This is a genomic window from Niastella koreensis GR20-10 (assembly GCF_000246855.1).
GTDB lineage: Bacteria > Bacteroidota > Bacteroidia > Chitinophagales > Chitinophagaceae > Niastella > Niastella koreensis.
The window spans coordinates 8843192-8868984 of record NC_016609.1 but is presented as its reverse complement, the minus strand read 5'-3'; the positions used below and the strand labels follow the sequence as shown (position 1 = coordinate 8868984).

Annotated in this window: 23 protein-coding genes; 6 read left to right on the top strand and 17 right to left on the bottom strand. The window is 44.5% G+C overall.

All coding sequences use genetic code 11. The features are described 5' to 3' along the window. Positions 1-157: 157 nt before the first annotated feature. The 8 genes from NIAKO_RS35675 to NIAKO_RS35640 all read right to left on the bottom strand — a co-directional run bounded on the left by NIAKO_RS35675 (position 158) and on the right by NIAKO_RS35640 (position 9437). Complete coding sequence (locus NIAKO_RS35675; RefSeq protein ID WP_014223379.1) at positions 158-2695, bottom strand: BamA/TamA family outer membrane protein; 2538 nt, start codon at positions 2693-2695, stop codon at positions 158-160. A gap of 13 nt (positions 2696-2708) precedes the next feature. Next, a complete protein-coding gene (locus NIAKO_RS35670; RefSeq protein WP_014223378.1) occupies positions 2709-3575 on the bottom strand; it encodes a hypothetical protein in 867 nt (288 codons plus the stop codon). An 11-nt stretch (positions 3576-3586) separates the two neighbouring features. Beyond that, positions 3587-5635 (bottom strand): polyphosphate kinase 1, encoded by a 2049-nt coding sequence (ppk1, locus tag NIAKO_RS35665; protein ID WP_014223377.1) that lies wholly within the window; start codon positions 5633-5635, stop codon positions 3587-3589. A gap of 13 nt (positions 5636-5648) precedes the next feature. Continuing rightward, positions 5649-6878: a Pycsar system effector family protein gene (locus tag NIAKO_RS35660; protein ID WP_014223376.1), complete on the bottom strand. Its 1230-nt coding sequence runs from the start codon at positions 6876-6878 to the stop codon at positions 5649-5651. A gap of 177 nt (positions 6879-7055) precedes the next feature. Further along, positions 7056-7445: a hypothetical protein gene (locus NIAKO_RS35655; RefSeq protein WP_014223375.1), complete on the bottom strand. Its 390-nt coding sequence runs from the start codon at positions 7443-7445 to the stop codon at positions 7056-7058. Between the two features lie 15 nt (positions 7446-7460). Further along, positions 7461-7994 carry a YceI family protein gene (locus NIAKO_RS35650; protein WP_014223374.1) on the bottom strand — a complete coding sequence of 178 codons (534 nt, stop codon included), beginning with the start codon at positions 7992-7994 and terminating at the stop codon, positions 7461-7463. Positions 7995-8017: 23 nt separating this feature from the next. Beyond that, the gene (locus tag NIAKO_RS35645; RefSeq protein ID WP_014223373.1) at positions 8018-8590 is read right to left on the bottom strand and encodes a YceI family protein; all 573 of its coding nucleotides are present in this window, start codon (positions 8588-8590) and stop codon (positions 8018-8020) included. 145 nt (positions 8591-8735) lie between these two features. Beyond that, positions 8736-9437, bottom strand: a complete 702-nt coding sequence (locus tag NIAKO_RS35640) for a DsbA family oxidoreductase (RefSeq protein ID WP_041349971.1) — start codon at positions 9435-9437, stop codon at positions 8736-8738. A gap of 206 nt (positions 9438-9643) precedes the next feature. On the opposite strand from NIAKO_RS35640, the gene NIAKO_RS35635 reads away from it, so the two are divergent. Beyond that, the gene (locus NIAKO_RS35635) at positions 9644-10069 is read left to right on the top strand and encodes a winged helix-turn-helix transcriptional regulator (protein ID WP_107685502.1); all 426 of its coding nucleotides are present in this window, start codon (positions 9644-9646) and stop codon (positions 10067-10069) included. A gap of 129 nt (positions 10070-10198) precedes the next feature. Here NIAKO_RS35635 and NIAKO_RS35630 read toward each other — a convergent pair whose 3' ends face one another. The 6 genes from NIAKO_RS35630 to NIAKO_RS35605 form a co-directional block, all read right to left on the bottom strand. After that, positions 10199-11323, bottom strand: a complete 1125-nt coding sequence (locus NIAKO_RS35630; RefSeq protein ID WP_041349967.1) for a bile acid:sodium symporter family protein — start codon at positions 11321-11323, stop codon at positions 10199-10201. Between the two features lie 206 nt (positions 11324-11529). After that, positions 11530-12456 carry an RraA family protein gene (locus tag NIAKO_RS35625; RefSeq protein ID WP_014223369.1) on the bottom strand — a complete coding sequence of 309 codons (927 nt, stop codon included), beginning with the start codon at positions 12454-12456 and terminating at the stop codon, positions 11530-11532. Between the two features lie 14 nt (positions 12457-12470). Next, positions 12471-13736, bottom strand: coding sequence for an amidohydrolase/deacetylase family metallohydrolase (locus NIAKO_RS35620; protein ID WP_014223368.1), 1266 nt, complete (start codon positions 13734-13736; stop codon positions 12471-12473). A gap of 129 nt (positions 13737-13865) precedes the next feature. Further along, positions 13866-15083: a selenocysteine synthase gene (locus tag NIAKO_RS35615; RefSeq protein WP_014223367.1), complete on the bottom strand. Its 1218-nt coding sequence runs from the start codon at positions 15081-15083 to the stop codon at positions 13866-13868. Positions 15084-15303: 220 nt separating this feature from the next. Then, complete coding sequence (locus tag NIAKO_RS35610) at positions 15304-15774, bottom strand: RidA family protein (RefSeq protein ID WP_014223366.1); 471 nt, start codon at positions 15772-15774, stop codon at positions 15304-15306. Positions 15775-16790: 1016 nt separating this feature from the next. Then, entirely contained in the window at positions 16791-18434 is a 1644-nt protein-coding gene (locus tag NIAKO_RS35605; protein ID WP_014223364.1) for a tetratricopeptide repeat protein, read from the bottom strand. A gap of 192 nt (positions 18435-18626) precedes the next feature. Here NIAKO_RS35605 and NIAKO_RS35600 point away from each other — a divergent pair, with 192 nt between their 5' ends. The 4 genes from NIAKO_RS35600 (at position 18627) to NIAKO_RS35585 (ending at position 21820) form a co-directional block, all read left to right on the top strand. Then, a complete protein-coding gene (locus tag NIAKO_RS35600) occupies positions 18627-19322 on the top strand; it encodes a response regulator transcription factor (protein WP_014223363.1) in 696 nt (231 codons plus the stop codon). Beyond that, positions 19322-20704, top strand: coding sequence for a HAMP domain-containing sensor histidine kinase (locus NIAKO_RS35595; protein ID WP_014223362.1), 1383 nt, complete (start codon positions 19322-19324; stop codon positions 20702-20704). Before NIAKO_RS35600 ends, NIAKO_RS35595 begins: the two co-directional genes overlap by 1 nt. A gap of 71 nt (positions 20705-20775) precedes the next feature. Then, a complete protein-coding gene (locus NIAKO_RS35590; RefSeq protein WP_014223361.1) occupies positions 20776-20988 on the top strand; it encodes a hypothetical protein in 213 nt (70 codons plus the stop codon). 19 nt (positions 20989-21007) lie between these two features. Further along, positions 21008-21820, top strand: coding sequence for a universal stress protein (locus NIAKO_RS35585; RefSeq protein WP_014223360.1), 813 nt, complete (start codon positions 21008-21010; stop codon positions 21818-21820). Here NIAKO_RS35585 and NIAKO_RS35580 read toward each other — a convergent pair. From NIAKO_RS35580 to NIAKO_RS37525, 3 genes are all read right to left on the bottom strand, one after another. Then, positions 21817-22314, bottom strand: coding sequence for a hypothetical protein (locus NIAKO_RS35580; protein ID WP_014223359.1), 498 nt, complete (start codon positions 22312-22314; stop codon positions 21817-21819). The genes NIAKO_RS35585 and NIAKO_RS35580 overlap by 4 nt on opposite strands. Positions 22315-22508: 194 nt before the next feature. Continuing rightward, positions 22509-23216, bottom strand: coding sequence for a LytR/AlgR family response regulator transcription factor (locus NIAKO_RS35575; protein ID WP_014223358.1), 708 nt, complete (start codon positions 23214-23216; stop codon positions 22509-22511). Further along, a complete protein-coding gene (locus tag NIAKO_RS37525) occupies positions 23203-24261 on the bottom strand; it encodes a sensor histidine kinase (protein WP_165761222.1) in 1059 nt (352 codons plus the stop codon). The genes NIAKO_RS35575 and NIAKO_RS37525 overlap by 14 nt, the downstream gene beginning before the upstream one ends. A 382-nt stretch (positions 24262-24643) precedes the next feature. Between NIAKO_RS37525 and NIAKO_RS35565 the strand changes: the two genes are divergently transcribed. Continuing rightward, on the top strand, positions 24644-25756 hold the full coding sequence (locus NIAKO_RS35565) for a Gfo/Idh/MocA family protein (protein ID WP_014223355.1): 1113 nt from the start codon (positions 24644-24646) through the stop codon (positions 25754-25756). Positions 25757-25793 lie beyond the last annotated feature (37 nt).

Genomic DNA, 25793 nt, shown 5'->3' with positions numbered 1-25793 from the left:
TGCTATAGGCGCTACACTTTTTTAGCAGTCATTTCAGGCAGCAGTGCAACAGGCCCAGCCCCTGCTATACCCCAATAGGATGCCATAACTGAAAATCAGCCCGTTTGTCACCTTACCAACCGGTGAAACCGGTAATTATATCAGCCGGATGGCGGTTTTAAAACCTGAAACCCATTCTGATATAGGGGTACCAGCCTTCGTTGGAATACCCCATCTGTAACTGAAAAACTGCCATTTGCGCAGGCGCAAAGTATATTCCTCCCCCAACACCCTGGTGCCAAACATTTGACGATTCATCTTTAACCCAAACACGGCCTACATCGTAGAACCCTGTTACGCCAAACTGACCAGGCAAGATGTAACTGGCAAAGTTAGCCAGCTTTATACGAAATTCAAGATTGTTGTATAACATGTGTTCACCGGCAAACCGGTACTGGCGAAAACCCAGCAGGTTTTCATGCCCTCCTAAAAATGCTGATTGATAAAAAGCTGATTTACCGAAAGTAACAGCACCGCCTAACCGTTCGGCCACTACAATCCGGCCTTTTTTGCTCAGGTCTTTATACAGGTCTATTTCAGGCGTCAGCATTACATATGATTTTGATTCCTTATTCAATCCGCCATATGCCTGCACCAAAAAATTAAAATAATGCCCGTTTGTAGGTAAGATGATGTTATCACGTTTATCACGGATCAGGTTCAACACTACTCCGGCATGCGCTTTATCCTGGTTGATGGAGTTACTATCGTATGAATTTATCTGTGAAGTTTTGGTAATAAACCGCTGGCTGTTGTCGCCGCTGTCTGATTGATAGAACTGAACAGAGGGACCTGCACTAAGGGTGGTGAACCGGCTAAAGCGCCAGCGCAATGAGGGGGTGGCCTCATACAAATTATACCGGGTACGGTAATACCTTTTGTAATCCCCTTCTTTTATAAACTCGGTCTCATTTCCCCGGCCAAAAAAGTTGCGGGTGTTATTTGGCGCAAATACAGTAGCCTGCATTACCAGGTCTGCCTTTCCTATTGCTTTGAACCATTCGCCTCTGTACCGGATGCGGAAGGCAGTCGTTGAAAAAGAGTGGGCCAGTGTTAGCGTTTGCACACTTCCATAAGGCACTTTTCTAAAGCCCGGCAGCATTACCTGTATACCAGCGCCCAGTAAAACCCCATCATCGAGGTTGTATCCCGCCGCTATAAGCGGCTTTACAATACTGTAAGGATTGGTGGGAATAATACTGGTATTGGTGGTATCGTTCGACAAATGTTTTCTCAAACGGCCGGTTTCACCACTGAAGGTGGAGCCGGTTTCTTTTTCATACACACATACTTTTTTACCGGTTTCCTGCACATGAAATATTTTTGCGCCATCACCACCAATCATCCGCATTTTTATTTTTCTATTGGTGGTATTCAGCAGTACACTGTCATCGCCATTGCCTAAGTAAAACCGTAATTCCTTGGTTTCGGAAGGCAGAAAATTGCGGGCAAACAGTTGTTCACCGGTCTTACCTTTTTTCGACAATTTATGTATTACTACCTGTAAGCCATTATTGATGCCGTTGGTTACTTCAACTAATTCACTTTTATCAGACACCTGTATGTCAACGATCCGGTTCAAAAAATAATAGTAATTCTCCATGGCCTTTGGCAAATTGCCCCGGCGTTCTTTCATTTTGCGCAGCAGCTCATCATGCTTAATTGCATAAACTTCGGGTGGCAGTTTAGCCAGCGCTGCTTCCAGCACTTCATCTGTTAGCATGCCTGCAAACTGGTTGGTTTGTTGCATCCAGCGTTCATGGTCAAGTTGTATCAATAACCGGGAGTTGAGTTTGCGGCCCTCCATGAAAAAGTAATTCCCTTTTTTAATATATCCCTTGAAACCCTGCAGGAAGGGGGCCAGCCATTTGCGGGAGGCAAGCCTGGGAATAAAGCCTTCATTCCGGTACAAAGCCTGGTCGCGATCGCGGGGAATGGCCAGGTATTTTCTTCCGTCCCCTTTTTGTTCATCTAACCAACGCCACTGATCTTCGTGGCGGTCCCAGTCGCCCAGGAACAGGTCAAGCAAACGGGCCCTGAAATAACCAATGGTATCAACAGTATTATCATTGTCTTCATTCAGGCGTTGCAACATTTTACCTGTATTGTCAGAGTTGCCCAGCGGTTCTCTTTCTTCCAGCAAACACATGGTATTGGCAAACTCCTTTTCGTATTCGCCCAGGTTTTTATCGGGTGCTACCATCCCAATTAAAGGATTGGCATGTGGTATATGCACTGCCTGCGATAACACCGGCACTATCAATGGTGCATATGGATGCTGGGCGCTCATAGCGTCGCGCACCCAGTCGGCAGCGAATGTTTCACGTATTGCTACGGGCAATAAGATCTCGGGATATTTTTCAATACTGCGCAGCACCCATTCTTTGCCACTGGCGTCCTTCATACGTAAGGAGTGGGTTTGATGCCCGCCCCCGCGTTGCAAGGGGATCAGTCCTTTTTCAGACAACCTGATAACCGGCAGTTTTACCGGCGCCGCCCACTCTTTACGGAAATTTTCGCCAAATATCCGGCGGTGCATCCTGGTTACACTATCATAGGAAGGATGCGCTTTTACAACAGCACTGTCGGTTTGTGCTTTTGCCAACTGCGCAGTTAAAACAATCAGTAATACAAAGTGTAAAATTCTTAATAACATAGGCTAACCAGGTTTATTTTCCCGTCCAGGCAGTTTTTAAAATATTTCCAGAATGCAGGTCACCGCCTTCATTGGATATATACAGATTGTAGTTTTTATCGAATGCTATTCCTTCGGGTTGCACATACAGGGCCGGATTCAAATTATACACGGCCGTCACTTTCCAGTTGGGATCGGTAACCACTAATACTTTTCCTATGGATGCAATGATGTACCATTCTTTGGTACGGGGGTTTTGTGCCAGGGCAGATGGGCGAAATTCCAGTTTCTTCGTTCCAAGGACCTTATCAACCTCTTTTACATCAACAGCGAAATTACCATGTTGACTAAGCTGTCCCTGGTTATTAAGCTGCAATATATAGCCTTTTGCAATTTTCAGATCACTTTCATCCGGACAGTTCTTGCAAATTATATAAATCAGGCCGCTTGCTTCATCGGCATACATGCCTTCATACTCGCCTTTTGGCAACAGGTCTTTCCATTCTACTACCCGCTCGGTTCCCTCCTGCTGCAGATCGGCAAAAGGAAAGGTGTACAGGTGGCCATTGCTTTTCAACATGATCACAAACTCGTTACTGATGGCTATATCTTCATAATCGCCATGCTTACCGAATTTAAAAGCCAGGGCATGGTGATCGCCTGGTTTCAGGTAGAATACTTTTCCATCTTCATCCTGCTCGGCATATACTGTATCCGGGTTCCCTTTATAAAAAGCAATCCCCGAAATTTCATGCAGGCTGGTAGGCATAATAAACTTCTGCGGCGTATTGAGCGCATACCCTTTTGGACCGTCAAATTTCCGTTTTTGTTTGCAGGCGGCTGATAGTATAACCAGGCTTAAAAACAGCACCCCAACCGGTATCATCTTCCTTGTATGCATAATCTTTTTATTTATCCCTGGCCTTTTGCCAGGTAATTGTAGATAGCTTGTTGCGAATACACCAGCCCGCCTTCTTTTGGTAACGGAACATTGTTAAGCTGGGGATCTATTTGCACCGCCTGCCCGTTATCCTGAAGTTGCAGCTGCAGCATCTCCAGCACCTGCTTTTTAATAGCTGAATCAAATACCGGGAAACAAACTTCAATGCGGCGGTAGATATTCCGGTTCATCCAGTCTGATGAGCCCATGTACAATTCAGGCGTACCGTTATTATGAAATACAAATATTCTACCGTGCTCCAGGTACCGGTCAACAATCCGGGTCACTATTATATGCTCACTTAAACCGGGTACACCAGGCTTTAAACAACAAATGCTTCTTACGATCATCCGGACCTTCACCCCGGCCTGCGAGGCCTCGTACAACTTATTTATCAAAACCTTTTCTTCCAGGTTGTTCATTTTGATGGTGATGGCCGCTTCCTTTCCGGCGCGGGCATGTTCAATTTCCCGGTCAATCAATTGCAGGAAGCGTTGCTGCAGGTTGAATTGCGCTACCAATAAGTAATTGAAGTTTATCAGCCCTGGATTACCTGTTTTTTTCCGATGCCCCAGGAAGATGAATAACAGTTCCATCTCCCGCAATATTTCGGGATGCGCGGTAAAAAGAATATGATCGGTATAAAAACGGGCAGTGCTTTCGTTCATATTGCCGGTTGCCAGCAAACCCACATAAGAGATGCGATTTTCCTTTCTTCGTTTTACCAGCGCTATCTTGGCATGCACTTTCAATGAGGCAGGGCTGTAAATAATTTTTACGCCCGCGGTCTTCATTTTCTTTGCCCAGCGAATGTTATTGGCTTCATCGAAACGGGCTTTTAATTCCACCAACACAGATACCTTCTTCCCGTTCTTCGCCGCACTTACCAGGGCATTGCCAATGCGGGAATCGCTGGCAATACGATACAGCGTTACATATATTTCCGTTACAGCAGGGTCAACTGCTGCCTCATTAAAAAAACGCAATACCATGTCGTACGACTGGTATGGCGGATGTAACATAAGATCCTTCTTTTCTACTTCTTCAAACAACGAAAAAGCCCCTTCACCTACCTTTAGTGGAATGGCAGGCCAGCGTTCATAACTTATCGCTGTATTGTTCGAGGGAAAGGAACCCAGGTCTTTCAGGTTGTGATAATGGCCGCCCTGTACAATCATGGCATGTTGCAGCTTCAGGGCTATCGTGAGTAATCGCAGATGTTCGTGTTCAAGACCTGGCTCATGGAGCAAACGGGTAGCCAGGCCAAAATCGCGTTTGGTTAACTGCTCTTCAATTTTGCGGGCAATATCGCCGGCATAATCATCGGCCACTTCCAGCTCGGCATCGCGGGTTATTTTGAAACTATAACACCCTTTAACAAAGGTATGTTTGAAGATGGCTGAAAGATTATATTTTATAATATCGTCGAGAAAAATAACAATCTGTTCGTTCTCTTTTTTAACGGTGTAGAACCGGGGCAGGTTATCGGATGGGATATTAATAATTACCAATTCATCGAATCCCTTCTCGCCTTCGATCACTACCAACAGGTAAATCTTGTTATTTTCAGGAAAGAACTTTATGCCTGAGACTGACAAAAACACCGGTTGCAGAAAGGCCATTACCTGGGTATAGAAGTAATCCGATACTTCCGTACTTATATCCGCAGGAATGGGTTCATTATATAATAAATGAATGCCCTTCTCCTTTAATAGTGGCAATAGCCCGGTGGTTAAAATAGCCCCAAAGCGTTCCTGCTGTTGGTTTATTATTTCTATGATTTGCAGCAGCACATCCCTTTTTACGTGTTCGGCTATTTCTTCATCGCCTTTTGCCTGTAATTTCTCCAGGGCCATCACCGCGGGCATACGTACCCGGTAAAACTCGTCGAGGTTGGAGGAATAGATAGATAGAAATCTGATCCGCTCCAGCAAAGGAACATGCTCGCTTCCTGCCTCTTCCAGTACTCTTCCATTAAATGCGAGCCAACTAAGGTCTCTATCGAAAAATTCTGATTGCATGCTGTTACCAGTTTCAGGTAGTTAGGATGGCGGCTATTGAAAAAGCAATCACGGAAACGATCAACCCGTACATGAATACGTTATAGGAAATGCGTAACCGCTGGTATTTGGTACCCAGCACCACGCCCTGTGAGTAAATGTCCTTTATAAGGCTGCGGTATAAAAAATCGCGATCGTCCATCATATGCAACATTCCTCCGGTATAATCGTCGAGGCTCATTTTAAAAAAGTTGCCAAAGAATAACAGGTTCACCTGCTTTTCATTGATGTCGGTTTGCGTGAAGGTGCCCTTGGGAATATTGGGCCGGGTAGCCAGTATGGCAAATACAATGGTAACCAGGCTAACGCCTAACAACAGCATAGCCGGTATGGTATATTGGGGAAATTGTTCCAGGTTCTTCAACAATACACTAAGCAGTACCGAAATGATGATCGAATTCACCGAGATCATGATATGCGCTTTGCTGTCGGCCATATCACTCAACCGCTGGTGGTTGCCGGAAGTGATGCGGAACATGGTTTCGATACCCCGCTCGGGCCGGTTTTTTCGTTTTGCCTTTTCCAGCGGATTTTCTTCCGGGAGCAGGGGTTTTATTTTTGATTTTACCGCCGGGGCCTGAATGGGGGCTGCTTTTATTTCCGGTTCCTTCCCGGCCTGTTTCTCTTTCAGCTTTTCCAGGTGTTTGGCCTTGGCATCGTTCAGCAACAACTGGGCGTAATCGGTATGATAGTGGTGCGATTCGAGCAAACGGATGGTTTTTGCCCGCCACTCGTCCTTACTGATGTCCATATTATGTAAGGCCATAAACTCCTTGCGCATAGTTTTATTGGTCTCCGTAAACCGGGAGGTTCCTAAATGAAACAGATCTGCGTCGGCTACAATTTTTTCCAGCAGGGTTTCGGGGCTTTGCGGCAACCTGGTAGCCCGGATGCAATTGCCTACGGTTTGAATGGTAGTTTCGTCAATGCCCTGTCTTTTCAAAAACGCCGCGGCTTCTTCCGCTCCTTTTTCCTCATGGCGTGATGGGTCAGAATAATACCCGATGTCGTGAAACCAGGCGGCCGTTACCACCACAAAATAATCCAGGTCGCTCAGGCGGTAGTGATTGGCGATCTCAACAGCTGCATTCACCACGTTCTCGGTATGCGCCAGGTTATGATAAATTAATTTATCATTTGTATGGGTATGGAAGTAGGTAGTTACGTATTGCTTTATTTCATCCAGTAACGTGTAGTAATTCATATGAGGAATTCTTTTACAGTCTATCAAGTATTTAACAAATATAATCAGCTACAGCTATTTATACAGCTGTTGAGAATTATGTCTGTATAGCCAAAGGTAGGGGCATTTAGTGTTTGGGCATAAAAAAAGCGTTCCGCCGGTTGGCGGACGCTCTGAACAGTATTTACCTCAATGAAATTATTTCTTTATGAAAAGGGGCTTTAGCGTGTACCAGCCCAATGCGGGAAAGAAGTGCATGGGGATAGCTAACCCAGGGAAAAATTCCGGACTTTCAAATTCAAGCGGGAATTTATAGGCGATAGGTCCCAGGATGGTCGCAAAGCTTACGATAGTGAACACCAGGTTGAAAATGATGTCACCATAACGGGGCAGCCATTTGGTTACTATTCCATAACCAACAGATGCCAGTAAGCCTGCCAGGATACAAATAAGAAAAACGGTTACAGGTTTTATGGTCCCTGAAAAATCGATCTCATTTGTTTTAAAATACACCTTTTGATAGATCAATGATGCCACTGCTGCCAGCACGCCGGATATCAACCCCAGTAATAATAATCTTTTAAACATACTATTTGTGGTTTATTAGCCCTTGGTAACCGGCACAGCTACGTCAATTTTTATCTGTTCGCCCACTTCGCCGCCGGGTTTACCGATCTTGAAATCGGAGCGGTTTACAGTAAAGCTGCCATTGAAGGTGGCGCCGGCGCCGGCCTTTTTAAAGGTAAAGGGGATGGTGTATTCTTTTGTTACGCCTTTTATTGTCAGATCGCCGGTTACCTGGTAACCTGCACCTGCTTTTACAATCTTTTTGGATGTGTATTTGATAGCAGGGTATTTGGCGGCATCAAACCACTCGTCGCCCTTGGCGTGTTTGTTTTGTAACCCGTTACCGGTATTAATAGAGTTTACATCAATTGATACGTCAAATTTTGAGCTGGCGGGATTTGCCTCATCAAAATCGATGCTGCCGGTAAATGTTTTAAAAATACCGCCTACATCGCCGCTCGAAAATTTGATACTGTATTTGTCAGCAATAGCCCATTTTTGAGCAACGCTGAAGGCGAACACTGCTGTAATTACCAGCAGTGTTGCCATAGAAAAGATCAGCTTTTTCATATTCTAAATCTTATCAGAACTAATTAGTCTTTTGAAAATTCAGTGGCTGCATCCAGGTTCACGTCATCGCTCACCATGATAGATGGTGTTGCGGGAGACACGCCAAAGTCTTTACGATTGATAGTACCGGTAATTTTGAAACCAGCGATTGGCTTTTTAGTTTGTGGGTGTGTGCCAACGCCGCCCAGTACTACATCCAGTGTAACCGGTTTTGTAACGCCATGCATGGTAAGGTCACCAGTTACTTTGTATTTTTTGTCGGCTACTTTTTTCCAGGAAGTGCTTTTGAAAGTCAACTTGGGGAATTTTTCAGCATCGAAAAAATCAGCGGTTTTCAGGTGGTTGTCGCGTTGCTCGCTACCAGTGCTGATGCTGTTGATATCTGCAGAAAATTCAACTGAGGCATCAGAAAAATCAGGCTTTGCTGAAGTGAGCTTGCCATCGATGCTGTTGAAGGTTCCACCCAGCTGTGCAATTTGCAGGTGCGTGAAGTTAAATCCAACTCTTGAGTGTGCTTTGTCAACAGACCAGGTTTGTGCAAACGTTGTTGCTGCAGATGAAATCAATAATGACGCGATGATAATTGCTTTTTTCATGTTTCTATTGTTTGAGTATTAATGTACAGGTAAAACAAGCCCTTAACCTTTCCAAATTGTTTGTCTGGAAAAATTACATATGGCTAAATGTGATGAGCAATCGCTTACAATAAGCGTTTAGGGGGGCGCAAATATAAGTATATCCTTATTTGCAATCACCATCTGGAGAACAAACTTCCCCTTCGATGGTGGTGAATGTTGTATTTTCCTTTTTCCATTCCGAATAAGAACGTTCCAGCGCTTGTGCAAACACGTCTTTGGCCTGGGCGCCTGATACGGCATACTTGCGGTCGATCACAAAAAACGGCACGCCACGAACGCCAATTGCGTCGGCTTCTGCAATGTCCTTATGTACCTCTTTCGTATAGTCCTCGTTTTCCAGCGCCTGTTTCACCGCAGCGCCATCCAGACCGATTGCTGTTCCTAATTGCACTAAAGTGTCGTAGTCTGAAATATTTTTGCCTTCGGTAAAATAGGCCTTGAACAGGCTTTCTTCGGCCGCATCGCCTTTGCCCAGTTTTTTCGCCAGGTGCGCAAAACGGTGCGCATCGAAAGAATTGGCCACTACGGCTTTTTCAAAATCATAGGTCAACCCTTCCTGGGCGGCCATATCGGTTACATAATTATTCAACTCTTTGGCCTTTTCTATAGAAAAGCCTTTATGTTCAGCCAGGTATTGGTGAATATTCCGGCCGGGCTGGTATTGCAGGTCGGGATTGAGCTGAAAACTTTTCCATTCCACCTCTATTTCGTCTTTAAAAGGCAGTTCCTGCAACGCATTTTCAAATCGCCGTTTGCCAATATAGCAAAACGGACACATCACATCTGACCAAATCTCTACTTTCATAATTATATCCTTTGCAGCATCACTTGTTCTGAACAGCATCATAAGTAGCTAACATTTAGCTACTTGTAAAAAAATTGATTGGGTCAATTTTGCCAGAACTTGTGATACTTAGTTTTTTGTTTTAATTTGCATCCTAAAGGAGCCTTACTCTCTTTTGGAGAGTCAAAGCTACAAAGTAAGTTAATACCAACAAAGTAGTTACTTCTATGAAAGTAACTTACATGGAGGGAAGTGATATTGATCCTCAATGTTTAGACATGAAAAATTGTAGTGAAAAAAAACCAGAACATCTTAATTGTTCAATCCGCCAGATCCTGGACCGCTTCGGCGACAAGTGGAGCATCCTGATTATTTCCACCCTGGGACATGTTGGAAAACAGCGGTTTAACGAGTTGAACCAACAGATTGGCGATATTTCGCAGAAAATGTTAACGGTAACCTTACGTTCCCTGGAAGCCGATGGCCTGATCTCCCGTACACTGTATCCCGAGATCCCGCCACGCGTGGAATATGAATTGACGGAACTGGGCAGAAGTTTGTTGCCGCATATTGAGCAACTGGCGCTGTGGGCGGAACAACATATGAAGACGATTCTAAAGAATAGAGAGTTATATGCTCAGAAAATTAGTTAGTTTTTAGTTCCAGCACCTCGGTTTTAAGTACCAGTTATTAGGTTCTTAAGTTTGTAGGTTATTGGGTTCTTTTGTTTTACGTTCAACCTAATAACTTACGAACCTATGAACTTACCAACCTGCCACCTACTACTCCCCTTGCACCACCTGTAACCCTTCGGTACTTAATGTATTCTGTTCCTTCTCTTTATCAACCGGTGGATTCCTGTGCCAGTAAGATGCTAACATAGAACCGGTTATATTCATCAGGGGACCAAAGACGGCAGGCGCCAATCCCAGGGTAGCGGCTTTACCCATTGCTTTTGCCAGACCAGATGCCAGTCCACCGTTTTGCATGCCCACCTCAATGGCAATTGTGCGCGCATCACGTTCGGGCAGGCCGAATAATTTTCCTATCCAGAAGCCAAACAAATAGCCGGTAGTATTATGAATAAGTGCACATACAATTAACGCAGGACCGATCACGAGCAGGTTATTCCTGCCAGCCGCCACAATGATCACAATAATAAAGGCAATGCCGAACATCGAGATCAATGGCATGATCTTATCGAGCCAGCTGACCTTTCCTTTAAAGAACCGGTTGAACAGCAGACCGGCTCCAATAGGTATTACCACAATCTTGATGATCTCCCACATCATGGCCAGGGCATCTACTTTAATGAATTGTCCGCCCAGCACTTTCATCCACAAAGGGGTTAAAAAGGGCGATAAAAGGGTAGCAATGGCCGTTAGGGTAACCGACAGCGCCAGGTTGGCATTGGCCAGGTACGACATTACATTGGAGGCCATGCCACAGGGCATACTGCCGATCAATACAACACCGGCGGCAATTTCGGGCGGAAAATTAAACAGGCGCGCCAACGTATAACCGGCCAGCGGCATAAAGGTGAAGTGCCCGAATAACCCAATGAGTACCGCTTTAGGCATCTTTATAACGCCCGCAAAATCTTTGATCCCCATTTCGGTTCCCATCCCAAACATGATGATCTGGAGCAAAGGCGTAAAAAGCGACGCGAGCTTTACCCCGCCCCAGGTTGAAAAATATTGCGGATAATATAATGCGGTGGTAACTGCCGCAAAGATCAGCAGGGTGAAAGAGAACCCTTTCAATACAGCATAAGCCCTGAAACCTATGGATAAACTTAAAAAAAATGCGATCAGCCAGGGGCCTGCAAATGCGGTGCTATCAATTACACTGAAGACTACAAAGGCTATCAAACATATAGCAGCGATTGGCAAGGCAATCTTTGTCATGGTTTGTACTGAAATGTGGGTTGTCAAAAGGTAATTTTCAATGGTGAAAGATGTTTTTTGAAAGTCATTGGTTGCATGGAAGAAGGCAGAAGGCAGAAGGCTGAACGCTGAACGCCGAACGCTTAATGCTAAAGGCAGCAACGCGGCGGGAGCCCTGTACTCCATTAGCCAATTATCACATTATCAAATTAGCTAATGATGCTAAGCTACCAGGTTCGCTTCTTCATGTACTCATCCAATTGAGCGCGGGTCATGGGGATCTCGTTGGGGTTCTTTTGTAACCAGTCCAGGAAATCCTGTTTTATTTTATCGGTCCACTGGTTGTCGATTTGCCCCGGGGTGTATTTGCCGGCCTTTAGCATGCTGATGCCAAACTTGTCTTTCAGGGTAATGAACTCTGCGGTTACGATCACCGTTTCGGCCATATGGGCAGGAATGAAGAGCACCCCGCCTTTTTTGGCAAGCACCAGATCGCCGGGCATTACCATAGCATGCCCGATGCGTATAGGGGTATTCAATCCCATTAATACTTCTTCTTTGAGATACGAAGGGTCCCAGTCACGAACATACGCATTGAAACCCTTTATTTCCGTCAGCCCTTCAAGGTCGCGGGCAGCCGCGTCGAAAACGACACCATTACCCGATTTGCTGAAAATAGCATTTCCGAGGTTGCTCCCAATTAGGGTGCCGCCTGAAATTTTTCCAAAGCCATCAGCCACATATACATCACCTTTCGTTAGTATATCAATGGGCCATGAATTGGTATTACCCACCCGGCCCTCCTTCTTCCCACGTTCTTTTATATTCTTCTCTACATCGGGACGGCTGGGCATAAAGCAGGCCGTTAAAGCCCGGCCTACCACCGGCGTATCGGTGTTCACCGTTTTCCAGTTGCCTTCGTACTGGCAGGTATACCCTTCATTGTTCAGGATCGTCCAGGCATCTTCAATGGCAATATTGCGGGCGCGGCGAATAAGATCATCCGAAATCTTCGGACGGCCATCGGCAAACCGCTCGCCTTTCCATTCAGCAGTTAAAAAAATGAGCTCGTCGCGTGGAATGGTTTGGGCCTGCGCAGCTATCGGGTACAAACTTATCAACCAAACAATCGCTATAATAAAAGTCCGTTTCATTCTCCCTTACAATTTTAATGTTCAGCAACACCCCATTTAATGGTTGTAACAGGGGTGGCAATTCCATCGAGGTCATAAACAATCTTTCCGCCCCTGATGGTCATTTCACATTCCAGCTTTTGCGTGCCTTCCACTTTAAACCCGGTATAATCGAAGTATCCGAATTTACCCGTGCGAATGCCCAGGATGGCAATATCAGCAATGGCACCTTCGGATAAATGCCCCAGTTCTTCATGTTTTATTTCCTGTGCCGGGTTCCAGGTTGCGGCCTGGATCACAGTTTGCAGGTTCATGCCTATGCTCATCAATTTCGACATCACGTTCAACATATCTTTCATGGCTGCATTCATGCTGTTGCTGTGGATATCGGTGCTGATTGAATTGGGATTGAAACCGCTTTTAATAGCAGGTATTGCCTGTGAAAATGCAAAACTGATGGAGCCATAGCCCACATCAAATACAATCCCTTTCTTTCTTGCTTCCAATACAAAGGGTTTTACTTTCTGGCTGGTCACATCAACAATAGGTTCACGGTCGCGCAGCTGGCCAAAGCAATGGGTGAAAATATCACCGGGCCGCAAATGTTTCATGAACAGCTCTTCAATAGACAATGGGGGATTGCTGCCACCAAAATCGATCATTACCGGCGTATTGGCCATAGTGCCTGCTTTAACGGCTTCATCAACCGGTGTCCATTCACTGCCTACATAATGGGCTACTTTAATACCTACAATATAATCGTGATAACGCCGGGCCGTCATGCCGGTGAGTTTACCATCCATGTCTTTGGTATCCTGTTCGTATACGCCACCCCGCATGCCTTCGCCCACAATATTTATAAAGGCAAGCACCCGGGTTTGTGACAGATCGATCACCTGTTTTTTAAAAACTGAAAAGTTTCGCCAGCCAGAGCTGCCGGCGTCTACTACAGTGGTAACACCATTTCTGAAAGTAAAAGCATCGGGGATTACGGCGTTAGGGCCATTGCTATATGCGCGCTCCGGATCGGTTCCGTAAAAAACGTGCACATGCGCATCGATGAGCCCGGGAGTCACATAAAGCCCTTTGGCATTAACCACCTGCGTGGCCTTCGACTCATCAATAGTTTTTGCCACCTTCACAATTTTGCCATCGTTCACGGCAATATCCATTACCTCGTCAATATTGTTTTTGGGATCTATAACATGTCCGCCTTTTATAACTATAGCATAATTCTGCGCAGTAGATAAATGCCATGCAATCGTTAAAAGAAAAAATAAGATACTACTCGGTTTGACCATTGGTTTGGGTTTGAAAAGCACACCACTGCCTGAAGGCGGGTTACCAGTTAATAATATCCCAGCGCCCCTGTGAGGGTACACAACAGGGGTGAGCCGGGTTGTCAATCATCGCCTTTCCTGAGAATATTTTTAACCAACTGCCTTCACCAATTCTTCTTTGATCCTGGCGGCCACAATTTTTTCCTGGCCGGGTTTCAACATCCAAACGGTAACTGTGATGCTATTGTCTTTTACGCCACCGATTTCGATAGAAGGAGCGCCACTGCGTAATTTCTCCTGCAGGTCTTTCCCCGACAACTTCACTTTGCCTGCATCCCAGGCTATCTGTAAAGTGGGCGTTACATTACCAAGTGACGGTACGGTGATGCTGGTAGTTACGCCGCTAACAGATTTGGCAGCACTGTCAATTACCGCAGTGGCCGCTTCCCACGCTTTCCATTCTTTATCATGATCTTCTTTAATGTATTTATCAAGGGCTACATACATGCCCAGCACTTCTTCTTTATTTACTTTAAATCCCCGGCCGATATTAAAGCCGCGTGGCGGCATGTGCAAACGGGCCGCAGCAATGATCTCTTTCTTACCCATCAGTAACCCGGCGCTTTGCGGACCACGCATGGCTTTGCCACCGGAGATCACCACAAAACTGAACCCCATATCATTGAACTTCCACAGGTTTGATACCGGTGGCACATCAGCCGCAATATCAATAGAGGTTGGAATATTATGCTTTTTGCCGATGGCAACCCATTCTTCGTGTTTTATTTTTCCCTTGTCGGCTTCTATATTTAAAAAGTGTAACAAAGCTGTTCGCTCGTTAATGGCCTGCTCTACCTCTGCAGCAGTTTCCACATAAATTATTTTACAGCCTGTATTCTTTAAGGCGTGGTTGTATACGATTTCATGTGCTTTTTGAATAATCACTTCCGACTTCATGCCTGTGCCATCCAGGTGCGGCAATTGCTCTACTTTATGTTGGTCCATGCCGGTTAAAATACCGGCCAATCCCAGCGTCATGCCCGAGAAGGCGCCTGAAGTAACAACGGCTGCTTCGGAGTGCACCAGGGCAGCGATCTTCTCCCCTACTTTATCCTGCAGTTCATCGAGCATGCAAAATTCGGTAGCAGCGCCCTGAATAGCTTCGATCACATAATCGTGCATTAAAGAACCGGTCATGGCCGTGTAGGTACCGGCCGCATTTATAAAGGTGCGAACACCCAGTTCTTTAAATAAATTTCCTTTTTCCGAGTGTGTGGGTGCGGCGGTGGCAGTGGCCCAGGGAATAAGGGTAACGCTGCCAGCATAAGGAACCAGTGCAAATAATTTAATCAATTCTCTCCGTTGCATACAGTTAAATTGTAGTTACTGTCCGCCCGGGGAGTCGGATCGGACGGAGCGATGATGGAATCTGTTTGATTGGGTCAGTACCTGTTTCAACAGGGCAATGATAAAACGGGCCTTAAAGGATAGCGCACATTGAGAACCGCAGTGACGGAGCGATAAGAGAATAAGAACTGCGACACTGCGGTAGAGACTAATCGAACCTTAACCGGAATGTTGTTACGGTTTATACATAGGCAATACAATCAATTTCAACTAACGAATCACCCGGCACACCACCCATGGCAACGGCCACAGTAGTGCGAACCGGAGGCTTGCTTCCAAAACGGCCTTTATATACTTCGTTCATATCTTTGTAATCTTTGATATCATTCAGATATACATTCACTTTCAACACTTTTTCCATGGAAGAACCGGCAGCCTGTAATTCTTTTTCCAGTTCTTTCAACACATGATCGGTATGTGCCTTGATGTCGCCGGCAAAATGCGCGCCCTTGCCTGCGATGAAGATCATATTATTGAATTTAGTAGACCCTGAGAAAAGCGGTACATCCTGATCATCTTTTACTACATTAAACACTTCTTTTTCATTGGATCTGCCGGATGAGGTTTCAGCCTTTGCGAACAATCCCAGGCCTATTGTCCCGGCTACGGAGGCAAACAGTTTTTTCAATGCATTTCTGCGTTCAGTAATCATGTGCAATTCCCTTTTTAAGTGTTAGTAATGGTGAAAGACTTAGTTAGAATTACTTCCACTAATTTAGACCTATCCTCCAAATTTGCAAAAAATAATTGCAAATAATTTGCACAAAAACTAAAGTGATTGGGTATGCAAGTAGCGGTTTTATGCTTTTTTAGTCACATTAATGGCAAATTCCCGCAAAATTTGCAACACGAACGCTATATAAACAATAATACAACGATAAAAATAAAACCCCGACGGAACCGCCGGGGTCTGGTTTTTCATATAATAAGTTCAGCTGTGGTTATTCACGTAGCCATATATTGGCAATGACTACAGATAAGGGATCTACAGATTATAAAGCTGACCTTAACCAATACAGGATGCACATTGCTACTACTATTATATATTTGGCGTTCTCATAGGTTATATAGCATATATAAAATAATATTTACAGGCACACACATTGGCTGGTGTGAACCATAATTCTAAAAATGGGTAAAACTAAATAATGTATGGACAGACAAGGTAAGGGCCACAAATTCATTTGCAGCAATATAAATGTACAGGATATACGAATTAGGGTGGGGGCTAATTAATAACTACTAAAATTGTATTGATCGGGGGGAATCAGGATGTATGTACCTCTGGTTGAAACGATTGGTTGAAGGAAAAGTAGGTTTATACAAGAAAGGGATGAGGGGTTAATGTATTTGGGTATTCAAATTTAAAATAATTATTGAAATAAAAAATTATTGTTATGCAATACTCAAAAAAAATTAACTGTTTTAACGAAAGATTTTAGAAACGCGTTGCAATTCTTCAAGCAAATGACGATTGAGCAAACATTCCATCCAACATTGCTTTGGAAAAAATAATCTAAATCAAATCGTGTATAAATGCGACAATTGCGCTGAAAGCCCCAACCTTCACCTTACAATAAAAACGGTGAGCCGCCCAATTAAAAGCAACTCACCTATCACCTGTAAAAAAAGACCGTTTACAACAGGAGTCACCAAATCATTCCCGTCCTATTTGCTGGTTCCTGTAGTGCTGTTACTGTTATCAGCTGCGATCTTTTTCTCAAGAACCGAGATGTATTGTTTTGCATCCTTATTCTCCGGATCTACGGTCAGGATCTTTTTCAAATTCTCTGTTGCTGACTTATAATCTTTTACCTGGTTGGTTTGGTAAGCAGCCAGGTAACCATAAGCTTCTACCAGCCACTTCTTATTTGTTTTATTGTTTGTGTCGGTTTCAATCATAGAGATCAATTTGTTATACCAGGGAATAGCTGATCCCTTTTCCATGGTTGAATCACTCAATGAATTTACCCGGGCACGCCAGTAATAACCAAAAGCCTGGTCGGGGTATTTTTGAATGTAGGCGCCAAACACGGTATCCGCCTGGTCATATGCTTCTGCTTTGAAATTGGCAATACCCCAGTTGAACAGATCGATATTGGTTGCCTTGGGGTTGTTGGTATAATACATGCCCAACCATTTACCCTGGTTCAAATAGTCTTTCTGGTCTTTATACAATTCAGACAGTTTTTTATAAAAATGGAATTTCTCAGCCTGGTCTTTTGCCATGTCTGCAGTTTTCAGATAATAGGCAATGGCTGAATCTTCTTTTCCAGGTACGCCGGAATACAGACCGGCCATTACTTCGTAATCCTTTGCCACCATATTGGTATCCACTTCTTTTGAAAAATACCGGCTCATACTCGTCATGGCATTGGCAGAATCTTTCAAACCCAGGTAACTGTAGGCCATTAGCTTATACAGGCGGGGCATTGAATCGGCATTGTTGTTACTGCCCAACAGCCGTTGGGCATTGGTAATGGCGTCCTGGTATTGTTTATTCAGGTACAACAGATCGGTGTACAGCACGTCGTTGGTTTTATTGGGATCGCTTTTGGCAACGTACTGTTTAAAATATTCCATGGCCTTTTGAGGCTCGGTGAAATAATAGTGATAATACAGTTCGTACACGGCAGGTGCAAAATTGCTATCTGCTTCCAGCGCCTGGTTAAAATACTTTAAATACATTTCGGGATTCTTCTGGGAAACAAAGATCTTACCCATGCGGTACAGGGCTGCCGCATGTTTGCCATCTTTATCCAATGCCATGACATAAGATTTATAGGCATCTGAGCCATTGCCCTGTTTGCGTTGTGCATCGCCTAACATGGTAAAAAGGGCCGGATCTTTCTTTTCACGGTTTACGGCTTTGTTTAGAAGCTCCACGGCATAATTGGCGTCGCCGGTTTTGGCAACGATATGAGCATTGGCAATGGCAGATAAAATATCGGCATTCTTTTCCCGGGTCTTATCCAACGCCCGGTCAAAATAATATTTTGCGCTGTCTTTATTCCCTTTATTCAGCAGGTAACTGCCATAAGCAACCTGGAAATAAGGCTCTTCCTTAAGAGAGGCCGGCGCCTGGGAAAGCAGGTTTTGTAAAGGCGCAGGATCGTTTGAACTTAAATAAGCTTTTGACAACAGGTACCAGCCTTCCCCATTCGCCGGGTCGGTTTTTACAACCTGTTGCAGCTGGTCTTCAGCGGTTTTATACCGTTCATAATAAATGAACTTTTTTGCATCCTGAATATTTTGCGATACGGCAACCAATGAGGTTATAGCGCATAGAAACAAAGAAACTCCTTTTTTCATCAGCATTGCTTTACTCCTTTTTTGAACTTATTTGCCAAACTTATTTCAGGTAAATTAGGCTCCGCTTAATTCCAAATTAGAAGTGGATTAGAACCCGTTGATTTCGCCAATTTTCTGCTGTAATAATTGATAATTTTTGAATTTGTAACTTAGATTGCACGTTGCGTGAATTGCACACTGCTATTATAGGTTATGGAAGAAACGAAAATACTGGTTGTTGAAGACGAACAAAAAATTGCCGACACCCTGAACGTGGGCCTTAGTGAAAATGGTTATCACGTGGAGGTGGCATATGATGGTAAAATCGGGGAGCGGTTATTTTTTATGCATGATTTTAACCTGGTGATCCTTGACATCAACCTGCCGGGGATAAATGGGTATGAGCTGGCCAGGATCATCCGGGCGCGTAATACGCACATCCCCATAATTATGCTTACCTCCTTAAGCACCCTGAATGACAAGATAGAAGGCTACGATGCCGGCACCGACGATTACATAGTAAAGCCCTTTGAGTTTAAGGAACTGCTGGTGAAAATAAGGGTACTGCTGAAACGCACCATGAACCAGAACGTGCCGGTAGGTAATATCTTAAAAGCGGCCGATCTTAGTATGAACCTTGACAGTAAGGAAGTGCGGCGGGGTAACGATGTCATTAACCTTACCGCCAAAGAGTTTCAATTGCTGGAGTACCTGCTTCAGAACAAGAACAAGGTAGTGTCAAGAGCGTCTATTGCGGTAAATGTGTGGGACATTGATTTTGACACCAACACCAATATTATTGACGTATACATCAGTTATCTTCGCAATAAAATAGATAAGCCGTACGAACGAAAGCTGATACAAACACACGTTGGCATGGGGTATATTTTAAAGGAAAACGAACGCTGATGCCTGTCAGACTGCGCATAACATTATTATTCTGTCTTATTGTTTTTGTGATCCTGGCAACGGTATGTGCAACCGTTTATTATTATTCATCTACCGTACGCTCCAATAACATTAAAACGCGATTGACCAACCGCGCCATCACCCTTGCCCGGCTATTGAAACAGTCGCAGGTGTTTGACAGGGCCCTTATTCATAAAATTGATTCTTCCACGTCCAACAACCTTAAAGACCAAACCTTTCAGGCATACGATTACCGCAACGATAAAATCTACAGCTATAGCGATGCCCCTTCCGATACCCTGACAGTTGATACGGCCATCCTTGACGATGCCCGCGTTAAAGGCACCATCTTTTTCAAGATCGGGAATAAGGAAGCAGTGGCTTATCATTATACCAATGCCACCACCCGCATTGTGGTGATCACCGCGGCCTATGATAAGGATGGGCAGGCCAATATCAGGACTTTATCCAACATCCTGCGGTTCAGCTTTTTTGCTGGCATCATCATCGCATTTGTTGGCGGGTATTTCTTTTCCGGCCGTTTATTGCAACCCATCAAACAAATAGCCGATGATATCAATGAAATTTCCGCCCGGAACTTTGCACGCCGTATCAACACCAATACCACGGTAAATGATGAATGGCATTACCTGTCGGAAACCCTTAACCAGTTATTGAACCGGTTACAGGATAGTTTTGAGACCCAGCGCCGTTTTGTTTCCAATGCCTCGCATGAGCTTTCTACCCCATTAACGGCTATCAGCAGCCAGCTGGAAGTGTCTTTGCAAAAGAACCGGGAAGCGCAGCAATACCGGGTTGTAATGGAATCGGTTTACCAGGACGTACGTCATTTGAGCAAACTAACGCAGACCCTGCTGGAATTTGCACAGGCCTCGGGCGACCCGGGTGGACTGAACATCATGCCTGTACGCATGGATGAAATATTAATGGGGTTGCCGGCAGCAATGAAGAAAAGCAATCCTGACTATCTGGTTATCCTGTCTTTTGATGATATGCCTGCCGAAGAACAGAAATTAATCGTCTTTGGCAATGCGGAGTTATTATCTACGGCCATCAGGAATATAGTTTCTAACGCCTGCAAATATTCTGAAGATCACAAAGCCTCCATAAAACTGCAGGCAGAAGATGAAACAATTACCATCGCTATCAGTGATAAAGGGATGGGCATTCCTGAACCAGAACTAAAATATATCTTTCAGCCATTTTACCGGGTAAACACCACTGCACAGCAAAGCGGGTTTGGACTGGGTTTGTCATTGGCTTATCGCATTATAAAGCTGCATAAAGGCAATATCACGGTTTCTTCCACACCAGGCCAGGGCACAGAATTTGAAGTAACTATACCCACTGCGAAATTCTAATAAACTTCTAACATATAATTAATTGCACCATAATTATCAGGTAATAAATTGCCCGGGAAAGAGTTGGCGCAATGAAAATAAAACGATCAGTATACAGATTTCTGCTCGCGTTTATTATAATCCTAGTTGTTGTAAGCAGTTTCCTGTTCAAACAAACCATTGATTACAAAGGAGAGAACAGGGACCTGATCTTGCAAAACGACTCATTGAGAGGAGTGGTTATTGAACTGACCCGCTTGATCGATACCACAAAAACGGCCGCCATCCCGCGAAAAAAATATTGATCAAAACCCGGCCTCAATAATGACAAATATTCTTGTTCCTACAGACTATAGCGAGGCATCGTTCAATGCACTGGAAACCGCCATTGTGATTGCAAAGAGAAATAATGCGTCTTTGATTTTATTACATATCGATGATGCAGGATATCTTCCGGAGGAAACGTATACCATTAAAAACGCCAGCCAGATTGGCCATGCCATTGCCGATAACATAAGGCAAAGACATGGAATTCCCACAACTGTCTTATTTAAAGAAGGTTTTATTGGGCACACCATTGTAAGACTGGCATTTGATATAAAACCCGATCTTATTGTGATGGGCGCCTATGGCGCATCGGGTCACCGGGACTTTTTTATTGGCTCCAACTCTTATTTCACTATTAAGAATGCCAGCTGCCCGGTACTTATAGTACCGGAAGGTAAACGCTGGCACACCTTCAACACCGTGCTCTTCCCCTTACGGCCAGCGCTGGGCGCTTTAAAAAAATACCAGTTCATCAGTAACCTGGTTTTAAAAATTCACCCCCACAGCAACTTTGAATTATTTGGTATTTCCATCGATAGAAAAGAACAGGATCTGAAACAGGTTACAGAAATTGGCGACGAATTGAAAAAGTTCTGGAACCAGTCCCGGTATGACGTAAGCCAAAATCATGGAAGAAATATTGGGGAAGAAGTGCTGGACAAAGCCGATAAATCCAAAGCTGACCTGCTTATTGTTTCCTCTACTGTTGATGTAGCCACCAAGCAATCCTTTATCGGACCTCTTTCCCAGCGCATTATTAACCATGCGCGCATTCCGGTACTCTGCGTTTTCAGAACGCCGGAGAATTAATTCCGGTAAAACCTCCGGGCGAAATATGCACATGGCAGCCCGATGGCTACGATCAGGATCGCGGTTGCGATCAGCGCTTTGTATAAATGAAAAGTAATTGGTGGCACCCTTGTAAAACGAAGCACCACCAGATCCATGGCTATATAGATAAAGATGCCATATATAATGGCCGTTAGTACTATATTTTTGGAGAAGAATTTTATGGAAGGATAGATAACAAAAAATAAAGCGGTGAAGCTGTAGGCTATAATAAAATGAAACAACAGCCCCAATAATGCCATTTGCCATCCGCCTGCAAAGGCAGCCTTACCAACCGCACCGCTTGCAACATATTGCAACACGATCACCGGACTTATTTCACGTGCAAGATAGGCCTGCACAAAGGCAGATAAAATATCCAGGCTTCCGGCCAGTAGCCCTACCCAGGCTATTGTTTTCAACAATGGTTTGGTGGCAGATGGTTGTGGTTGCGAAACGGGTTGAAAGGTTGTCATGGGTTGAAATTATGTATCTGTTTCATGGGAAAGTTGAATATTCAACCAAAAGCAGCTTTCGACCTACGAATAGCAGTTACAGGTTACAAGTTTCAGGCTGCAAGTTCCAGGTTACAGGGTCCAGGGTCTGGATTATAGGTTTCTGTATTCCATGTAACCTGCAACCTGTAACAATTCCCTATATTCCACCAGCATCAACTTTCCAATATCGACATCACAACATCTTTGTAGCTTCTTCCTATAGGAATTTGTTCTCCGTTAATTTCCACATCGGTAGCCGAAAATGCATCGATCTTGCTTTTAGCTACCAGGAAGGAGCGATGCACCCGCAGAAAGCCGTTCTTTGCCAGCATTTCTTCAATTTGCCCCAGCTGAAATTTGGTGAGAATGGATTTCTCTTTTGTAGTAATGCGAATGTATTCTTTCAAACTTTCAATAAAAAGGATCTCATCGATATATATTTTCACCCGCTTTTTGCTTACGTTAAAAAACAGGGCCGCTCTTTCCGTTGCAGCTGCTGGTAAAACAGGTAACGCATCTCCATTACCCCGTTCTTTCAATTTATTAACGGCCATTAAAAACCGGTTGAATTCGATCGGTTTTAGCAGGTAATCCACCACATTCAACTCGTAGCCCTGCAGCGCGTACTCCTGGTAGGCAGAGGTGATAATAATCTGTGGTGGCTTTTTGAGGGCTTTTATAAAATCCAACCCTTTTAATTTAGGCAGGTGAATATCCAGGAACACCAGGTCAATGTATTCTTTTTGTAAGAGGTCCATAGCATACAACGCATCGGTGCAAATGCCTTTTAATTGCAGAAAAGGCACCTGCTCAATATAATCTTTGATCACTTCCGCCGCCAGGGGCTCGTCCTCAACAATGATACAATTATACCTGTGCATAGCTGGTTAAATTTATATACAACTTTACCGAGAAAACCTGCGGGTCGTTTTGTAATTGCAGATCATATTCCCGGTACATCAGTTCCAATTGCCTTCGCACGTTGCGTAACCCGATATTATCCCTGATCTCCTCATAAGTATGATTCTCTTTGGTGTTCTCTATTTTAAAAGTAAGCAGCCCCTTTTGCAATTGCACCCGGATGCGGATAAATGAATCGAACCTGCTTTCACTGGCCCCGTGTTTGAACGCATTTTCTACAAATGGTAATAACAACAACGGGGCTATCTTTCGTGAGCTATCATCAATGTCGCGCTGAAAGTGAATGGTCAACCGGTCGTACCGCATTTTCTCCAGCTCAATATAATCATCCAGTATTTTAAGCTCGTCTGCCACCGTAATAAGATCGCTTTTTGATTCGTACAGCATAAAACGCAACAGCTTCGATAACCGCATTACCACTTCTGCTGTATGTTCAGACCGCTTACGGGCCAATGCATAAATATTATTCAATGTATTAAACAAGAAATGCGGGTTGGTTTGATGGCGCAGGAATTTCAATTCCGCCTCCAGCTTTTCCCTGACGAGGTTTTTCTCCCGCTCGCGGACAGTTAATTGAATACGCAATAATTTTAAAGTAAAAGCAACCCCGCATACAAAGCCAATATCCATCACCGCCAGCAAAATACTAAGCAGGTGAAACACAGGTCTTGCCGTTAACATTCCCCCATAAATGACCGGGTTAATGCAATACACGAAAACCAGCCGGTACCCGATGATAGTTACTACAATGGCGCCTGTTGCCTGTAAGACAGTCCAGAACAGCTTCCTGGACCCCTTTACAAATTCGGGAATAGTAACATATAATATAAAATAGGTAAATACCAGTTTGGGAATCCAGGCGGCAATAGCAGCTTTAAACGCCATCCAGAACTGTACATTTTCCGGGATGTTCTTTAAAGCGGGGCCTACCCAAACAAATTCCAGCACAGTATCCTGCAGCAGGTAGATGAGCCAGAAGGCGCTATGCAGTAGCACTCGTTTCATACGACCATAAAAGTCGGGAAAACTCATGGATTTAGGTAAAATCCATATAAATGACAGATTGTATTGACCTAATAACCGTTACCGGTTACCGGTCGCCAGTTACAGGTTTCAGGTTCCAGGATTGTTGTTCGTTTCCATGTAACAAGTAACCTGTGGCAAATCAGCAGCCCCGTAACAACCAATAAACCAGCATGAAGACAATGATTGTCCCTAAACAGCCACCACCCCATTTCCATGCGGCATACCCGGCGATCAAATCTCTAAGCCAATCACGCATAATAAAAATTTATAAACAATGATCTAAAAATCATACCAGCCAATATCCGGTTATAAACAGCTATTGGCGTTGAATTAGCTATGAGAGTATTGAGTAAATTGAAATATGAAAAAATCCTCCATTAGCCGCCGCTCCTTTTTGGAACAATTATCAATTGGCACTGCCTCCATTCTGATGACTGGTCCGCTGGACTTGTATGCCAGTAATAACCGCCCCGATCGCGTGTTGGGTGTTGCCCTGGTTGGATTAGGCCGATACAGCACCCGTGAACTGGGGCCGGCCCTGAAGCAGACTAAATGGTGCAAACTGGCCGGCGTGGTAACCGGTTCAAAAGAAAAAGGAGAACAGTGGGCCAAGGATTATGGATTCCCGGTAAAGAATATCTATAGCTACGATACCATGGCGCAGATGGCAGATAATAAAGACATCGACATTGTGTACGTGGTTACGCCCAACGGCCTGCATGCGGAACATGTCATAGCTGCCACCAAAGCCGGCAAACATATTATTTGCGAAAAACCAATGGCCAATACCGTGGCTGAGTGTGACCAGATGATTGCTGCCTGCAAAGCGGCAAAAGTTAAATTGTCTGTTGGTTACCGCCTGCATTTTGATCCTTACCACCAGGAACTTATGCGTTTGGCGAAAGAAAAAGATTTTGGCCCTTTTACCAATATGACCGGCGACCGGGGTTTCATTATGCAAAATAAAGTATGGCGGGCCGATAAAAAACTGGCGGGCGGCGGCCCATTGATGGACCTGGGTATTTACCTGGTGCATGGCGCCTGTATGGCAGCCAATGGTGCGGCGCCTATTGCAGTAACCGCCAAAGAATTTGTAAAGACAAAACCTGAGCTCTTTACCGATGTGGAAGAAGGCATCAGCTGGACTATGGAATTTTCCGGCAATGCCATATGTACGGCCCAAACCAGTTATCAGCACAGCGCCGACAAGTTCAGGGCAGAAGCGCCTAATGGCTGGATCGAATTCAAAGAACATGCATTTACCTATCGCGGCATGGTAGTGGAAACCAGTCGCGGCCCGTTAAGCTTTACACCTCCCAATCAGCAAGCCCTGCAAATGGACGATTTTGCCAATTGTATATTAACCAACCGGCCATCCGGTGTATCCGGCGAATTGGGCCGCCGCGATATGGTGATCATTGAGGCTATCTATAAGGCAGCCGCCACCCAAAAAAGAATGGAAGTAAAAATATAAAACGGTCCTCCAAAATGGACTATCTTAGTAGTCAAAT

Coding starts and splice junctions, on each gene's coding strand:
- NIAKO_RS35675 (WP_014223379.1), bottom strand. CDS start 2,695: ATGTTATTAAGAATTTTACACTTTGTATTACTGATTGTTTTAACTGCG.
- NIAKO_RS35670 (WP_014223378.1), bottom strand. CDS start 3,575: ATGCATACAAGGAAGATGATACCGGTTGGGGTGCTGTTTTTAAGCCTG.
- ppk1 (WP_014223377.1), bottom strand. CDS start 5,635: ATGCAATCAGAATTTTTCGATAGAGACCTTAGTTGGCTCGCATTTAAT.
- NIAKO_RS35660 (WP_014223376.1), bottom strand. CDS start 6,878: ATGAATTACTACACGTTACTGGATGAAATAAAGCAATACGTAACTACC.
- NIAKO_RS35655 (WP_014223375.1), bottom strand. CDS start 7,445: ATGTTTAAAAGATTATTATTACTGGGGTTGATATCCGGCGTGCTGGCA.
- NIAKO_RS35650 (WP_014223374.1), bottom strand. CDS start 7,994: ATGAAAAAGCTGATCTTTTCTATGGCAACACTGCTGGTAATTACAGCA.
- NIAKO_RS35645 (WP_014223373.1), bottom strand. CDS start 8,590: ATGAAAAAAGCAATTATCATCGCGTCATTATTGATTTCATCTGCAGCA.
- NIAKO_RS35640 (WP_041349971.1), bottom strand. CDS start 9,437: ATGAAAGTAGAGATTTGGTCAGATGTGATGTGTCCGTTTTGCTATATT.
- NIAKO_RS35635 (WP_107685502.1), top strand. CDS start 9,644: ATGAAAGTAACTTACATGGAGGGAAGTGATATTGATCCTCAATGTTTA.
- NIAKO_RS35630 (WP_041349967.1), bottom strand. CDS start 11,323: ATGACAAAGATTGCCTTGCCAATCGCTGCTATATGTTTGATAGCCTTT.
- NIAKO_RS35625 (WP_014223369.1), bottom strand. CDS start 12,456: ATGAAACGGACTTTTATTATAGCGATTGTTTGGTTGATAAGTTTGTAC.
- NIAKO_RS35620 (WP_014223368.1), bottom strand. CDS start 13,736: ATGGTCAAACCGAGTAGTATCTTATTTTTTCTTTTAACGATTGCATGG.
- NIAKO_RS35615 (WP_014223367.1), bottom strand. CDS start 15,083: ATGCAACGGAGAGAATTGATTAAATTATTTGCACTGGTTCCTTATGCT.
- NIAKO_RS35610 (WP_014223366.1), bottom strand. CDS start 15,774: ATGATTACTGAACGCAGAAATGCATTGAAAAAACTGTTTGCCTCCGTA.
- NIAKO_RS35605 (WP_014223364.1), bottom strand. CDS start 18,434: ATGAAAAAAGGAGTTTCTTTGTTTCTATGCGCTATAACCTCATTGGTT.
- NIAKO_RS35600 (WP_014223363.1), top strand. CDS start 18,627: ATGGAAGAAACGAAAATACTGGTTGTTGAAGACGAACAAAAAATTGCC.
- NIAKO_RS35595 (WP_014223362.1), top strand. CDS start 19,322: ATGCCTGTCAGACTGCGCATAACATTATTATTCTGTCTTATTGTTTTT.
- NIAKO_RS35590 (WP_014223361.1), top strand. CDS start 20,776: ATGAAAATAAAACGATCAGTATACAGATTTCTGCTCGCGTTTATTATA.
- NIAKO_RS35585 (WP_014223360.1), top strand. CDS start 21,008: ATGACAAATATTCTTGTTCCTACAGACTATAGCGAGGCATCGTTCAAT.
- NIAKO_RS35580 (WP_014223359.1), bottom strand. CDS start 22,314: ATGACAACCTTTCAACCCGTTTCGCAACCACAACCATCTGCCACCAAA.
- NIAKO_RS35575 (WP_014223358.1), bottom strand. CDS start 23,216: ATGCACAGGTATAATTGTATCATTGTTGAGGACGAGCCCCTGGCGGCG.
- NIAKO_RS37525 (WP_165761222.1), bottom strand. CDS start 24,261: ATGAAACGAGTGCTACTGCATAGCGCCTTCTGGCTCATCTACCTGCTG.
- NIAKO_RS35565 (WP_014223355.1), top strand. CDS start 24,644: ATGAAAAAATCCTCCATTAGCCGCCGCTCCTTTTTGGAACAATTATCA.